This is a genomic window from Francisella sp. LA112445 (assembly GCF_012224145.1).
GTDB lineage: Bacteria > Pseudomonadota > Gammaproteobacteria > Francisellales > Francisellaceae > Francisella.
Genome location: NZ_CP041030.1, coordinates 1367144 through 1381354, shown reverse-complemented (window position 1 = coordinate 1381354; position 14211 = coordinate 1367144). Strand labels below are relative to the sequence as shown.

Sequence of the window (14211 nt, the reverse complement as noted above, 5' to 3'; positions counted from 1 at the left end):
ACAAAATGGATAACAAAATTATAGAGTCTATAGCTTGGCAAAAAATGGATAATTTAGTTCCAGCTATTATTCAATCAGCAATTGATAATAGTGTCTTAATGCTAGGCTATATGAGTAAGGAATCTTTAGAAAAAACTTTAGAAATCGGCAAAGTAACTTTCTATAGCCGTAGTAAAAAACGTCTATGGACTAAGGGAGAAGAAAGTAGTAATTTCCTTGAGTTAAAAGATATAGTAGTTGATTGTGATAATGATTCTATACTTATCAAAGCTATACCATACGGACCAACTTGTCATACTGGTAGTAAATCATGCTTTACTAAAAATGAAGAAAATAGCTCTCTGTATATAATTAATAAGTTAGAAAAATTAATAGCTGAAAGAAAAGACTATTTACCTGAGAATAGTTATTTGACTAGTTTATTTAAAGAAGGTTTACCAAGAATAGCTCAAAAAGTTGGCGAAGAGGGAGTAGAAGTTGTGATTGCTGCAATGAAGCAGGATTCAGATGATGAGTTGATTTCTGAGACAGCAGATTTATTATTCCATCTATTAGTTTTGCTTAGGGAGAAAGAAGTTTCATTAGAGCAAGTTTGTCAAAAGTTGGTTTATAGGAATACTACAAAGTGATTGTATAACTTGATTTTTCGTTATTTGATACCATATGTATTTATATTAGTGTTCTCTCTTTTATTATATGTCGATATCTTTAATTTTTAACCAAAAATATAAATCTATAAAGTCTCTCAATGATATTGGACTCCCTGATTTATCTATTATCACAGGTAAAAATGGTTGTGGTAAGTCACACTTATTAGAGGCGATTGAGAAAGGTAGTATTAAAGCTAACGACTATAGTGTAGGTGAGATTATTAGATATGACTATCTGAATTTTAATATCGGTAAACAAAATCAAATTTATAAGATAACTCTAGATGAATATCAAATAAAATTTATAGATCAAGTAAAAAGCTTAAGAGATAGACCAAACTTTAAATTAGTCAGAGGAGAATTTGATAATCCAACAGTAAACGTTTTCAAGGGATATCGTTTACTAGATCAAGATACTGATGCATTAAGCCTCTTCATCAGTAAGCTTAATCATAGAAATATCTTTGATCTAGATAATAGAGAGATTCAAGAGTTATTAGATTATTGTTTTAGTGTTGGAAATTTACTCAAAAATAATCTTAGTTCATTGTTTTTAGATTATGCGGAAAAGCTAAAAAAAGATAATCGATCATTGAGTGCAGGAGGCAAAGGAATATCTGAAAGTAAATTTAACAAGATATGGGATAATGATTCTCCATGGGCAATGCTTAATAAAATGTTTAATGAATATGGCTTAAAGCATAAAATAATTGCGCCATATAAAGATACTGATAACTATACATATCAAGCAGAGATAGAAGTTGATGGTGAAAAAATAAATTTTGATGACTTATCAAGTGGTGAAAAAATATTCTGTCAGCTTATTTTAATAACATATCGCGGGAATTTAAAACTTCCTAAGTTATTACTACTAGATGAAATCGATGCTTCGTTACATCCTAGCATGATACAAAAGATTTTTAATGTAATTAATGAAGTTTTTATAAAGAATGGTACAAAAGTAATATTAGTGACACACTCTCCAACAACAGTCGCCTTAGCTGATGAAAGTAGTTTATTTTGCTTAGCAAATAATGAGTTGAAAAGTATCTCACAAGAGGAAGCTATTGATATTTTGACTGAAGGATTCATGTCTTTTGATAAAGCTTTGAAAATAGTTAATAAATCAAGATCTAAAGATTTAGTGATTCTAACAGAGGGCAAAACAGATGTTATTCATTTTGAAAAAGCACTAAAGTATTTAAACTTATTTGATGATTTATCTTATGAAATTGTAAGCTGTGATTCAGCTGATAACTTAAAACAATTTTTAGTAGGTATACCTAAAGAGTTGACTCAAAATACAATTTTTATAGGCGTCTTTGATTATGATGATAAAGGTAATAAATGTTATGGACAGTTTGGTAAAGAAAAGATCATAAACAATTTTTCTTTCAGACAGCCTAAAGAAGGAGCAGGCAATAAGAAAGTTTATGCTGTACAAATAGAGCCACATATTGAGAATTGTAAGAAACAAAATTATTACCCAGTTGAATATATGTATTCAGAAAATATTTTAAAAGATCATGATGTATTAGAATTAAGAACACTTCAAGAGTTAACGGTAAATCTAAATGACGAAGATATTAAAACATATAGTTCTAGACATAATAGTGACAATATGGATGTAAGTTTTTATAAAGTAAAAAATGACATTAAAAAGTCTTTTGCTAATGGTGTTCAATTAGATAATGAAAGTAGAGAAAGGTTTAGATTATTGTTCCAAAGAGTCTTGGATGTTTATAGGTCGGAAAAAAATTAATTTTTAATATAATCTCTTTGTCAAAACTAATCATTTCCATTTAACCATAGCAGTTGAATTAGTCTATATATAATGTAAAACTAGTCTTTAAGAATTTAGAATAAGTAACGATAGATAAACCGAGTATTAAGGGATTTATATAAGTTATGGATATAAAGAAAATTTTAGAAGATACAAATATATCTAGTGCTTGTTTAAAACAGGCTAATATTAGTGAAAAAAAGTTATCAGAAATTATAAGTGATTACCTAAGTAGAATTGATGATTTTAAAAGTACTGCAAGTTATTTAGCAAATACCTTACAACAATGCGATAATGTTCACTCTGTTAGATGGCGTGTAAAAGACGCATCTCATCTCTTAAAAAAGATAGTAAGAAAGAAAAAAGAGGGAAATAAAAAGTATGCAGATATATCTGTAAAAAATTATCTAAAAATAATTACAGATTTAATAGGAATAAGAGCATTACACTTATTTAAAAATGAATGGGAAGATATTTATCACTATGTCAATCAAAAGTATGAAACTCATGAAAAGATTGTTTATATAAGAAAAGGTGATAATGAAGTAGCTGAACATAAAGATTGTGAGGTGAAGGAACATCCTATTGGGTATCGCTCAACTCATTATGTAATTAAAGCGAAACCTCTCAAAGAAGAAATATTCTGTGAAATACAAGTAAGAACAATATTTGAAGAGGGTTGGAGTGAGATCGATCATAGAGTAAGGTACCCTGATTTTTCAGATGATAAATCAATACTGCATTTCTTAACGGTATTTAACAGATTTGCTGGTAGTGCTGATGAGATGGCTAGCTTTCTAAATAACTTAGTAACGACCCTAAAGGAAGAGAGAGTTAAGCAAAAAGCTATAAACAATAGTAATGAAACTAAAATAAATAACTTAAATTATGAGATTGAACATCTAAAAATGCAGCTTGAAGAAATGAGCTCTGATAAGAAAACATCTTCAGGTAAAGAGGTTGCAAATCAAAACTTTGATAATTTATTTTCTAGAATTACAAATATCCAAAATTCTATAAAAACGTTAAATAGTAATGATGTATCAAAGACAATTAATGAGCTAGGTTTACCTGTTATAAATGCTGATATTTTGGCAAATGCATTAGAAGATACAGATGTTTTATATAATGCATCTAAAATCCTTGAAGAGTTATGTCCGGAGATAAATATGGATGAAGTAGTAAAGAGTATTGAGTCTAGTGATACAGATGATCAAAATGAAAATAAGAATTAATCTTTGGCTTATTAGTATTTTACTTCTAATAACTACATCAGTATATGCTATACCAGCTTCAGGTACTTTTACAGCGACATCATCTTGCCAAGCCTATATATCTAAAAATAAGCAAACCAATCCTGATAATACTCACGTAATAGTTGGACGGACTTATACGATTAGAGAAAAAAATAAATACACTGATGCAAATTGGTTTAGAATTTTTATCCCAAAAGCTGATAAAAATCAGTTACGCTGGGTTAGTAAAAACTGTGGCATAGTTAAGTTAAAAAATGATTTGAGTAGGCAGTGTATAAATAAACCAGGCTATGCAGATAGTTATGTGCTAGCTTTGAGCTGGGAGCCTGCTTTTTGTGAGACTTATGGCTATGGTACAAATAAACAAGAATGCAAAAATCTATCATTAAATAATACAGCAGCTAAGAGTTTTTCATTACATGGTTTTTGGCCCAATCAAAATGCCTGTGGTATTAATTATGGTTTTTGTAATACTAAAGAACAAATAAACTTTTGTAGCTATGCACCTTTAAAATTAAATGCTAAAACACAGAAGTTGTTACATAGTGTAATGCCTGGTTATAACTCCACTTCATGTTTACAAAGACATGAATGGTATAAGCATGGAACTTGTCAGCTTCAAGATAAAAATCAATATTTTACTCAAGCAGCTAACTTTGTAAAACAAATAAATAGTTCAAAACTTGAGCAGTTATTTAGTCAAAATGTTGGTAAAGATATCACTATTGGACAGTTTAATAATGCATTTAATAGCAGCTTTGGAGCAAATTCTAGTAAGAAAGTATATTTAAATTGTAAAGAGGGTATGTTAGTAGATATATACATATCTTTACCTAAGAGTGCTGATGATCCAACTCAGAGAGATTTGGCAGCCTTATTATCTAAAGCGCCTGATGCTAAACAGAGTACTTGTCCAAATATTTTTAGAATTTCTAATTTTTCTAGTAGTGTGAATTAGTTTTATGGACTACTAGCCGCTGATGTCCTGTAATTGTACATAGTTAATCAATTTGAAACTCGATCTTATGATAAATATTTATTTTATTGAGATCCTGAAACTAGCTCAGGGTGTATTATTATACGTAGCTAGCTATATTTGTAGGGTTAGATATATCTAATAAATCTCTATCCATCAAGTGACTAGGTAATACATTTGAAAGTGAATTTAGAATATTACTTGGTACTTTTGGATTCTCGTGAGCTAAATCTTGGATAAGCTTTTTAACTTTCTTTCTTTTAAGATTTTCTTGAGAGCCACATAAATTACATGGAATTATCGGAAAGCTTTCTTCTTTAGCAAATTCTATCAAGTCACGCTCTTGAACTAATACCATTGGACGGATTACAGTATTTTCACCATCTTTAGTAATAAACTTAGGTGGCATAGATTTGATTTGCCCTTGATATAGTATAGACATTAACAAAGATTCAATTAAATCATCACGATGATGACCTAGAATGATCTTGTCCATTTTATGTTCTTTTGCATATCTATAGATGTTGCCACGGCGAAGTCTTGAACATAAAGAACAATAAGTTTTACCCTCTGGAACTTTATCTATCACCACACCATAAGTATTTTTTGTCTCAATCTCATAAGATACACCTAAATCATCAAGATATTTTCTAAGTTTGCTATCATCCCAACCAGGCTGAGATTGATCTAACGTATATACATGAAGATCTATATCATAAGTTCCATCTTTGATAAGACCATGTAGAACTTTTAGAAGTCCAAAAGAGTCTTTGCCACCAGATAGGCAAAGCATAACTTTATCTCCTTTATTGAGAAGCTTATAATCAGCAATAGCTTTAGTGATATAGTGACGTAATTTTTTTTCAGTCTTGCTTACTTTTATATCAGTCATTTTATCTATGCGCCTTTTTAAAGATTCTATCTTTCTCGCGTGCCCAATCTTTATCTTTTTGAGCTTGGCGCTTATCATGTGTTTTTTTACCTTGAGCTAGAGCTATTTCAACTTTTACGCGAGGACCTTTCCAATACATGGCTAGTGGTACGCATGTTAGACCTTTTTGCTCAACTCTACCCATGATCTTATCTATCTCACGACGATTAAGTAGTAGCTTACGTGTAGCTGAAGCATCAGGTATTACATGAGTAGATGCAGATAGTAGCGGCGTAATTAGGCAGTTAAATAACCATGCCTCACCACGTTTGATATGCACATGACTATCTATCATCTGTACTTTACCAGCTCTGATACTTTTTACTTCCCATCCTTGTAGTACTATTCCAGCTTCAAACTTCTCTAAAATAGTATAATCATGGAAGGCTCTTTTATTTCTAGCAATGGTTGCTGGAGAAACCTTATGTTTACTCATAACTTTATTATTTTTTGTAAAAGATATACAATGTAGAGCTATATATTATCAGCAAAACACAAAAGATTAAATAAATGAATAAAGTTAAAAAATCTGCAATTGTAAATTATAGTGCTGCACAGATGTATAATCTTGTAAATGATATTAAAAGTTACCCTGAATTTTTACCAATGTGTTATGACATTGAGATTTTTGAGCATACAGAAACAGAAGCAAAAGCATCTTTAAAAATTAAGTCTGGCTTTGTGAAGCTAGACTTTGCTACACACAACACAATGGTGAAAAATGAGCATATCCATTTAAATCTTATGAATGGACCTTTTAAAAGCTTAATTGGTGACTGGAGATTTGAGCCTCAAGATGAAAGCTCGTGCAAAGTATCATTAGATATGGAATTTACTTTTGAGAATAAATTTGTAGAAATGGCTCTTGGACCAGTATTTCGTGGTTTAGCAGATAAGATGTTAGGAGCTTTTTGTAAACGTGCAGAAGAGGTTTATAAATAGTGAAAGTAGAAGTTATTTATGCTTTACCTAATGAACAGAAGTCTTTTTTTGTTGAGTCTGAAGGATCTATGACAGTTAGACAAGTTATTGAGCAATCAAAAATAGTCCATAAATATCCAGAGCTAGAAAATTTAGAAGAGCTAAAAGTCGGTATTTATAGTGAAGTTGTTGATTTAGATCATCCTGTAAAAGATAAAGATAGAGTTGAGATATATAGAAATCTAACTATCGATCCAAAGCAAGCTCGCATGCTAAGAGCTGAACAAAAGCGTAAAAGAGAAGGCATAAGAGGCTTTGGAGCATAAAAGAGCTTTTAAATGCAAAAATCATCGTCTAGAAAATTTTGATTATTCACAAAATGGCTATTACTATGTGACTATTTGCACCAAAGATAGAGTTAGTTATTTTGGTGAAATATCAGCTGATGGTAAGATGGCTTTAAATGATTTTGGAAAGATAGTTTATGATCAATGGATGTGGTTAAGTTATCAATACGAATATGTCTTTCTAGATGAATTTGTTGTAATGCCAAATCATTTTCATGGAATATTAATTATTAATAATCCAAATGTGTGCGTAGAGGCTGGTCGTGACCAGCCAAATAAAAGGACAAGTCACGACATGTCCCTACAAAAAAATAGAAAAATTAAATCTTTATCTCAATTAATTGGTGCATTTAAGACAACATCATCTAAACAAATCAGAAATAATCTTGGGTTATCAAGCTTTCAATGGCAGAGATCTTTTTATGATCATATAATAAGGGACGAGCAATCCTTATTAAAGATCAGAGAATATATAAATAATAATCCAGCCAAATGGCATTTAGACAAATATAACTGTGAGAATCAAAATGTGTACTAAGAAAGTGGCTATTATAGGAGCTGGGTTAGCAGGGTGTTCATTAGCTTATGAGCTAAGTAAATTAAATAATCTTGATATAACTATATTTGATAAAAATTCTGAGGTAGCTAGTGAAGCATCAGGTAATTTTGCAGGTATTTTAGAACCATATTTAACTTCAGATAATAATTTCTCAGATCAGTTTCATACTTTAGGCTACAGCTTATTATTAGATTTTATAAATCAATATAAAGATCAAGTAGAGGTTTGTAACCAAGGAGTGTTACAGATATTAAGTGACGAGAAAGATCTAAAAAGATATCAAAAGATATTTGCTAAAAGAGATATTGATCCTAATTTAGCTCAACTCTTATCAGGTCAAGAATTAGAAAAGTTTATTAATAAAGATATATCAAAACAAGCAATTTATTATCCTAATGCTTTATCTGTAGTGCCTAAAAGTATTTGCCAGCTATGGCTCAAATTATCAAATGCAAAGTTAGAGTTAGGAGTTGAGTTATTAGAGATTCAAAAAACTGAAGATAATCTTTGGGATCTTAGCTTTAAAGAGGCTAGTCAAGATAGTGAGATTTTAAATCATCAATTTGATATAGTGATTTTTGCAGGAGGATATCACTTATTTAAAGATATTTCTTATTTACAAAAAATACCTGTATATCCCTCGTATGGACAGCTTACAGTTATACAAAAATATTTTGATATAGATAAAACTATAGTTGATAAGGGTTATATTATTCCAGGCTATAAAAACAATCTTCAAGTTATTGGGGCAACATTTAGAGATAACGCAGATATTAGTGGTGAGCTTCGAGATGCTGATGATGAGTTTAATATCTCTCAAATAAGACAGATATCATTAAACAACTATAATACTAGCTTAAATATTGTTGACTCAAGAGTTGCTATGAGATGTGTAACGTCTGATCATCTACCTATCATTGGACAGTTAACTGATTACGAGAAGTTTGAACAAGATTTTTATAAACCTTTATCAAAAGGATATCCCAAATCCAAGATGCCAAAAGTTGACTATGAGACTGGACTATATGTATCATCTGGATTTGGCTCTAAAGGGATGTGCTCTTCTTTGATTGCTGCAAAAATTATTTCTTCAAAAATATTAGATCAAAAAAGTATCGTATCTGATAAGTTATTAGAAGCTTTATTGCCACAAAGATTTTGGGTTAGAAACTTTAAGAAAAGTTTAAAAATTTAGTTTGGTCTTTATATTTAGCAATAATCATCTATAATTGCTTACTTCAAAAGATTAGTACGGATAAGTTTATTTTATTATGAAAAGAAAAATAAGTTTAATGTTGTTGTGGGGTGTCTTAGCTACGACCCTTGCAAGCTGCTCTTTTAAATGGGAAGTTCCTATTAATAAAAGAGATCCTTATGAAAAATATAACAGAAAAATATATAAATTTAATGATAAGGTTTATAAATTTTTAACCCCAGCTGCTAAAGCTTATGCGTTTGTAGTGCCTAATTTTGTCCAAAATGGTATCTTTAATGTTTTTCAAAATCTTTTTGAGCCTAGTAGGGTAGCAAATGATATATTCCAAGATCAGTGGGGCTATGCCGGTGATGATAGTATGCGATTTGTAGCCAATACAACTCTTGGAGTAGCTGGGATATTTGATGTAGCTAATAGTTGGTTTGATTTGCCAATGAGATATCATCAGAATTTTGCGACAACATTACATAAATGGGGTGTATATAAGAAAGGTTATGCCTCACCATATATAGTTTGGCCTATTTTTGGTCCTGGAACAGTAGAGAGCTTATCTAACGGTGTCGATGCAGCATTTAACCCTCTTACATATATATTTCTTGTACCTGGTATTGATACTTTTACATCATATCTTATTAACTATAGTGTGTATGGAGTATATTATGTCAATAAAGGTGTGTCATATTTACCAGCATACACTAATCTTCAGCAATCGACGTTAGATCCATATGTGGCTCTAAGAAATGCATATATACAAAATTATGACTATAGTATGGCAAAAATATTGAAGCAAAAGCCACCTCAAGCAGAGTCAGCACAGCAAAATGACCAAGCAGTATTAAATATATTAGGAATCAATAGTGGAAGTACTAGTTCAGAAGTTGCTTCAAGTGGCGAAAGTTTTATAACAAACTCTCAGAATATACCTGTACTTAAGAGTAGCTTATCTACTGTGAATGATGCTGCTAAAGTTTAAAAGATTTTTTAAAGTAAAAAATATTCACAAGAGTTTCTTTAATCAAAAAGTTTTTGCTATAGTAAATATATCTATTAATTGAATTATGTGCTTTCAATGAAAAAATTATTCGTAGCTTTTATGTCTATGGTAATGCTATTACCAAGTTTATCAACTATTGCAGCTCCTGTATCTAGTGGGTATGATTTTATCCCTATTCAAGAGGAAATGCAAATTGCTCAACCAGTTGTACAAAAACACGGAATGGTTTCATCACAAGAAGCTCTAGCTAGTGTAGTAGGGTTACAAATACTCAAACAGGGTGGTAATGCTGTAGATGCGGCTGTAGCTGTTGGGTTTGCCTTAGCAGTTACCTTACCACGAGCAGGAAACCTTGGTGGTGGAGGCTTTATGCTAATATACCTAAAAGATAAGCATAAAACTATAGCTATAAACTATCGTGAAAAAGCTCCTTCTAAGGCTACTAAAGATATGTTCCTTAATAAAAAAGGAGAGGTTGATTATAGTAAAGTTTCTGGTTCTTATAGTGCTTCAGGAGTTCCTGGAACTGTAGCAGGCCTAATTGATGCACAGCAAAAGTACGGTAAATTAACACTTGCTCAGGTAATTGCTCCAGCTATCAAACTAGCAAAATATGGTATTCCAGTGAGCTATGATTTACACCAATCATTAGTAACTGCTAAACCATGGTTAAAAAAATCTCCTGATGCGATGAGGATTTTTTATAAAAAAGATGGCTCAGCATATAAGGTTGGAGAGACATTAAAGCAGCCAGAGCTTGCTAATAGCCTAGAGCTAATCGCAAAACATGGTAAAAAAGCTTTTTATGAAGGTGAAATAGCTCATAAGATAGCCCAAAGCATGGCTAAAAATGGTGGACTAATTACTTTAAATGATCTTAAGAATTATAATGTAGAAGAAATGAAGCCAGTTAAAGACACCTATAGAGGTTATACTATCTATTCTATGCCACCGCCAAGTTCTGGTGGGGTGGTTTTAATTGAGCTTCTAAATATTTTAGAAAACTTCCCATTAGCGGATTATGGTAATAATAGTGCCAAAACTATCAATCTTATGAGCAATGCTATGAGCTATGCTTATAATGATCGTAATGCAGATCTTGGTGACCCTGATTTTGTGAAGATGGATTTAGCTAAATTTTTATCTAAAAAATATGCTAAGCAGATAGCTAAGAAAATAGATACAGATAAACATATTCCTAGTAAAGATATTAGTACAGTTGATCCTGATGATCATGAAAAACTACAAACTACACAATTTAGCGTTATAGATAAAGATGGTAATATGGTCTCAAATACATATACCCTAAATTACTCTTATGGTAGTGGTATTATTGCACCAGGTACAGGGATATTTTTAAATAATGAAATGGATGATTTTGCTGCTAAAGTTGGTGTAGCTAACGTATTTGGATTAGTTCAAGGTGAGGCTAATACTGTAGCACCAAATAAGCGACCATTAAGCTCAATGACACCAACTATAGTGCTAGATAAAAAGGGCAATCCATTCTTAGCTACAGGTTCACCAGGTGGTAGTCGTATTATTACAACTACTCTACAAGTTATTTTGAATTTAATTGATTACAATATGAATTTACAATCAGCAGTTAATAATCCTCGTGTACATAGTCAATTGTGGCCAGAAGAGTTAGGTGTAGAGCAGGGAATATCTGTAGATACAATTAACTTACTTAAGAAAATGGGCAATAATGTCATACCATACGCAGCTATGGGGGCTGCAGAATCGGTAGGCTCTGATGGTGAGTATGTCTATGGTGCGGCAGACCCGCGTAGAGCTAGTGCTTTAGCAGTAGGGTATTAGATAATAATTATCTTTTGATGTAACACTTAAAGACTATTGGCCAAGTTATGGTATTAATAGTTGATGGTTCTCCCCAAGATTTTCTAAATTTATCATAAAATCCAAGCTCTATAAGAGGACATTTTCTATGGTTCTTAATATATTCGGCATAAGCAGATATTGATTTTAGATATTCGATAAAGTTATCAAAGTCCATTTGTTTTGTTTGTTCAAACTTAGGAGCATTTAACATAGGTAAGTTTAGATTAATACTTTGATAAATTTCAACAAGCCCGTTACCTTCTGGGAAAAATGAATCTATCGCATTTAAAAACTCTTGATAAATAACTTCTGTTTTACCATTTATTTGAATGTCTCGATAGTATGTCCAAATTGCTATGATGCCATTAGGTTTAAGTATACGTAAGCATTCTTTTTCAAATTTAGATATATCAAACCAATGAGCAGCTTGAGAAGCTGTTACCAAATCGACACTTTCATCATTAAACATACTACTAGTTTCATTAGACTCAAAGTATTTAATATTCTTATGTTTAAAAGCTTTAGATATCTGATCCTTACTAATATCCGTAGCATGAATTTTATCAATAAACTCTGCTAATTTAATAGCTGTTTGACCATTACCTGTACCACAGTCCCAAGCTTTTTTATAAGAAGGAATGTTATTCTTTAGATAATCAATAATTTCAGCAGGAGTAGAAGGCCTTGCTTTTTGATAAGATTCTGAGTTAAAGCTAGGTTTTTTATTTATCATATTAAGCTTTTAGAATAAATTTTTAATTTGATTATATATATTTCTTATAACTAGTAATTAAGTTTCTAGCATTAATTCTATGACTAGCTTTCATCATAGAATTAATGCTTAGTTTTATATTTGAAATTTAGATAGAAAGAAAGTTTAGAATTAAAGAGCCCCACGAGCTGCTTTTTTACGATCAGATTCTGTTAGATGTTTTTTTCTTAATCTAATAGATTCTGGTGTAATTTCAACTAACTCATCATCTTCGATAAACTCAAGAGCATACTCAAGAGTAAGCTTGATTGGAGTAACTAAAGTAAGAGCATCATCTTTACCAGAGGCACGAACGTTAGTTAGCTGTTTACCTTTACAAGGATTTACTGCTAAATCATTATCTCTACTATGAATTCCTATAATCATTCCTTCATAAACATCTGTACCATGAGAAATAAACATTTTACCTCTCTCTTGCAGGTTCCAAAGAGCAAAAGCTACTGCTTTACCCGCTAACATAGAAACTAAAGTACCATTTTGGCGAGTTTCAAGAGCTTGTTTTTTCATAGGTCCATAATGATCAAATACTTTATTTAAAATACCTGAGCCAGATGTGATAGTTAAAAACTCTGTATAAAAACCAATTAGACCACGAGATGGTATTATAAACTCAAGTTTTACACGACCTTTTCCATCTGGTTCCATATTTTTAAGCTCACCTTGACGCAAGCCCATTCTTTCCATTACAGTACCTTGATGCTCTTCTTCGATATCTATAATTGCTTGCTCATATGGCTCATGTTTCTCACCATCAACATCTTTAAAGATTACATGTGGACGAGATACTGCGATTTCATAACCTTCACGACGCATATTTTCTAATAAGATTGAAAGATGAAGTTCACCACGTCCAGAAACTTTAAACTTATCAGGATCATCAAGCTGTTCAACTCTTAAAGCTACATTTGTAAGTAGTTCTTTATCTAGACGATCTTTGATCTGACGAGAAGTTACAAACTTACCTTCTTTACCAGCAAAAGGAGAGTTATTAACTTGGAATGTCATGCTAATAGTTGGCTCATCTACAGAAAGTTCAGGTAATGCTTCTACTTTATCAGGGCTACATAATGTATCTGATATGTTCAAACCTTCCATGCCTGTTACACAAACAATATCACCAGCTTGTGCTTCAGGAACTTCTACTCTTTCAAGCCCCATATAACCTAATATTTGTAAGATTCTACCATTACGAGTTTTACCATCTTTGCCAATAATAGTTACAGGAGTATTTGTTTTAACTTTACCTCTTTGGATACGACCAATACCAATAGTTCCTGTGAAGTTTGAATAATCTAAGGAAGATATTTGCATTTGGAATGGACCATCCTCATCAACAGCAGGATGCTCAACATTTTCAACAATAGCTTTGAAAAGATCAGTCATATCTTCTTTCTGTTCGCCAAGCTCATTTGTAGCCCAACCATTAATAGCAGAAGCATAGATTATAGGGAAATCTAGTTGCTCATCTGTAGCACCAAGTCTATCAAAAAGGTCAAATACTTGATCAACAACCCAATCAGGTCTTGCACCATCTCTATCAATCTTGTTGATAACTACGATAGGTTTTAAACCTTTAGCAAAAGCTTTTTCTGTTACAAATCTTGTCTGAGGCATAGGGCCATCAACAGCATCAACTAGAAGTAATACTGAGTCAACCATAGATAGTACACGTTCAACTTCACCGCCGAAGTCAGCATGACCTGGAGTGTCTACGATATTAATTCTATAATTATTCCATTTTAGGGCAGTGTTTTTTGCAAGGATTGTAATCCCTCTTTCTTTTTCAATATCATTTGAGTCCATGACTCTTTCAACTTCTGGACCACGAGTATTTAGGGTACCAGATTGTTGTAATAACTTATCAACCAAAGTAGTTTTACCATGGTCAACGTGTGCGATAATCGCAATATTTCTTAAATTTTCAATCATTAAATTTTACCTATTTTTATAAAATCACCAACAAT

General features: G+C 31.6%; 14 protein-coding genes. 10 read left to right on the top strand and 4 right to left on the bottom strand.

From position 1 onward, the window contains the following. Positions 1 to 5 precede the first annotated feature (5 nt). From hisIE to FIP56_RS06715, 4 genes are all read left to right on the top strand, one after another. Positions 6 to 629: a bifunctional phosphoribosyl-AMP cyclohydrolase/phosphoribosyl-ATP diphosphatase HisIE gene (hisIE, locus tag FIP56_RS06730; RefSeq protein ID WP_192578175.1), complete on the top strand. Its 624-nt coding sequence runs from the start codon at positions 6 to 8 to the stop codon at positions 627 to 629. Positions 630 to 696: 67 nt separating this feature from the next. After that, positions 697 to 2412 carry an AAA family ATPase gene (locus FIP56_RS06725; RefSeq protein ID WP_192578174.1) on the top strand — a complete coding sequence of 572 codons (1716 nt, stop codon included), beginning with the start codon at positions 697 to 699 and terminating at the stop codon, positions 2410 to 2412. Between the two features lie 146 nt (positions 2413 to 2558). Continuing rightward, positions 2559 to 3668 (top strand): RelA/SpoT domain-containing protein, encoded by a 1110-nt coding sequence (locus FIP56_RS06720; RefSeq protein ID WP_192578173.1) that lies wholly within the window; start codon positions 2559 to 2561, stop codon positions 3666 to 3668. Continuing rightward, a complete protein-coding gene (locus FIP56_RS06715) occupies positions 3652 to 4647 on the top strand; it encodes a ribonuclease I (RefSeq protein WP_192578172.1) in 996 nt (331 codons plus the stop codon). Before FIP56_RS06720 ends, FIP56_RS06715 begins: the two co-directional genes overlap by 17 nt. A gap of 118 nt (positions 4648 to 4765) precedes the next feature. On the opposite strand, the gene ttcA is transcribed toward FIP56_RS06715, so the two are convergent. Continuing rightward, positions 4766 to 5557 (bottom strand): tRNA 2-thiocytidine(32) synthetase TtcA, encoded by a 792-nt coding sequence (gene ttcA / locus FIP56_RS06710; protein WP_192578171.1) that lies wholly within the window; start codon positions 5555 to 5557, stop codon positions 4766 to 4768. A 1-nt stretch (position 5558) separates the two neighbouring features. After that, positions 5559 to 6032 (bottom strand): SsrA-binding protein SmpB, encoded by a 474-nt coding sequence (gene smpB, locus FIP56_RS06705; protein ID WP_192578170.1) that lies wholly within the window; start codon positions 6030 to 6032, stop codon positions 5559 to 5561. Positions 6033 to 6106: 74 nt separating this feature from the next. Between smpB and FIP56_RS06700 the strand changes: the two genes are divergently transcribed. The 6 genes from FIP56_RS06700 (at position 6107) to ggt (ending at position 11454) form a co-directional block, all read left to right on the top strand. Next, positions 6107 to 6538: a type II toxin-antitoxin system RatA family toxin gene (locus FIP56_RS06700; RefSeq protein ID WP_192578169.1), complete on the top strand. Its 432-nt coding sequence runs from the start codon at positions 6107 to 6109 to the stop codon at positions 6536 to 6538. Further along, positions 6538 to 6843: an RnfH family protein gene (locus FIP56_RS06695; RefSeq protein WP_192578168.1), complete on the top strand. Its 306-nt coding sequence runs from the start codon at positions 6538 to 6540 to the stop codon at positions 6841 to 6843. The genes FIP56_RS06700 and FIP56_RS06695 overlap by 1 nt, the downstream gene beginning before the upstream one ends. Further along, on the top strand, positions 6833 to 7402 hold the full coding sequence (locus tag FIP56_RS06690) for a transposase (protein WP_192578167.1): 570 nt from the start codon (positions 6833 to 6835) through the stop codon (positions 7400 to 7402). The genes FIP56_RS06695 and FIP56_RS06690 overlap by 11 nt, the downstream gene beginning before the upstream one ends. Continuing rightward, positions 7392 to 8618, top strand: a complete 1227-nt coding sequence (mnmC, locus tag FIP56_RS06685) for an FAD-dependent 5-carboxymethylaminomethyl-2-thiouridine(34) oxidoreductase MnmC (protein ID WP_192578166.1) — start codon at positions 7392 to 7394, stop codon at positions 8616 to 8618. The genes FIP56_RS06690 and mnmC overlap by 11 nt, the downstream gene beginning before the upstream one ends. 76 nt (positions 8619 to 8694) lie before the next feature. Beyond that, positions 8695 to 9612: a VacJ family lipoprotein gene (locus FIP56_RS06680; protein WP_192578165.1), complete on the top strand. Its 918-nt coding sequence runs from the start codon at positions 8695 to 8697 to the stop codon at positions 9610 to 9612. A gap of 96 nt (positions 9613 to 9708) precedes the next feature. After that, a complete protein-coding gene (gene ggt / locus FIP56_RS06675; protein WP_192578164.1) occupies positions 9709 to 11454 on the top strand; it encodes a gamma-glutamyltransferase in 1746 nt (581 codons plus the stop codon). Positions 11455 to 11461: 7 nt separating this feature from the next. Here the strand turns inward: ggt and FIP56_RS06670 are convergent, their stop codons facing one another. Further along, on the bottom strand, positions 11462 to 12208 hold the full coding sequence (locus tag FIP56_RS06670; protein ID WP_192578163.1) for a class I SAM-dependent methyltransferase: 747 nt from the start codon (positions 12206 to 12208) through the stop codon (positions 11462 to 11464). Positions 12209 to 12358: 150 nt separating this feature from the next. Beyond that, positions 12359 to 14176, bottom strand: a complete 1818-nt coding sequence (typA, locus tag FIP56_RS06665; RefSeq protein WP_192578162.1) for a translational GTPase TypA — start codon at positions 14174 to 14176, stop codon at positions 12359 to 12361. Positions 14177 to 14211 lie beyond the last annotated feature (35 nt).

Bases quoted from the DNA above. Each gene is read 5' to 3' on its own strand.
- hisIE (WP_192578175.1), top strand. From the start codon at position 6: ATGGATAACAAAATTATAGAGTCTATAGCTTGGCAAAAAATGGATAAT.
- FIP56_RS06725 (WP_192578174.1), top strand. From the start codon at position 697: ATGTCGATATCTTTAATTTTTAACCAAAAATATAAATCTATAAAGTCT.
- FIP56_RS06720 (WP_192578173.1), top strand. From the start codon at position 2,559: ATGGATATAAAGAAAATTTTAGAAGATACAAATATATCTAGTGCTTGT.
- FIP56_RS06715 (WP_192578172.1), top strand. From the start codon at position 3,652: ATGAAAATAAGAATTAATCTTTGGCTTATTAGTATTTTACTTCTAATA.
- ttcA (WP_192578171.1), bottom strand. From the start codon at position 5,557: ATGACTGATATAAAAGTAAGCAAGACTGAAAAAAAATTACGTCACTAT.
- smpB (WP_192578170.1), bottom strand. From the start codon at position 6,032: ATGAGTAAACATAAGGTTTCTCCAGCAACCATTGCTAGAAATAAAAGA.
- FIP56_RS06700 (WP_192578169.1), top strand. From the start codon at position 6,107: ATGAATAAAGTTAAAAAATCTGCAATTGTAAATTATAGTGCTGCACAG.
- mnmC (WP_192578166.1), top strand. From the start codon at position 7,392: ATGTGTACTAAGAAAGTGGCTATTATAGGAGCTGGGTTAGCAGGGTGT.
- FIP56_RS06680 (WP_192578165.1), top strand. From the start codon at position 8,695: ATGAAAAGAAAAATAAGTTTAATGTTGTTGTGGGGTGTCTTAGCTACG.
- ggt (WP_192578164.1), top strand. From the start codon at position 9,709: ATGAAAAAATTATTCGTAGCTTTTATGTCTATGGTAATGCTATTACCA.
- FIP56_RS06670 (WP_192578163.1), bottom strand. From the start codon at position 12,208: ATGATAAATAAAAAACCTAGCTTTAACTCAGAATCTTATCAAAAAGCA.
- typA (WP_192578162.1), bottom strand. From the start codon at position 14,176: ATGATTGAAAATTTAAGAAATATTGCGATTATCGCACACGTTGACCAT.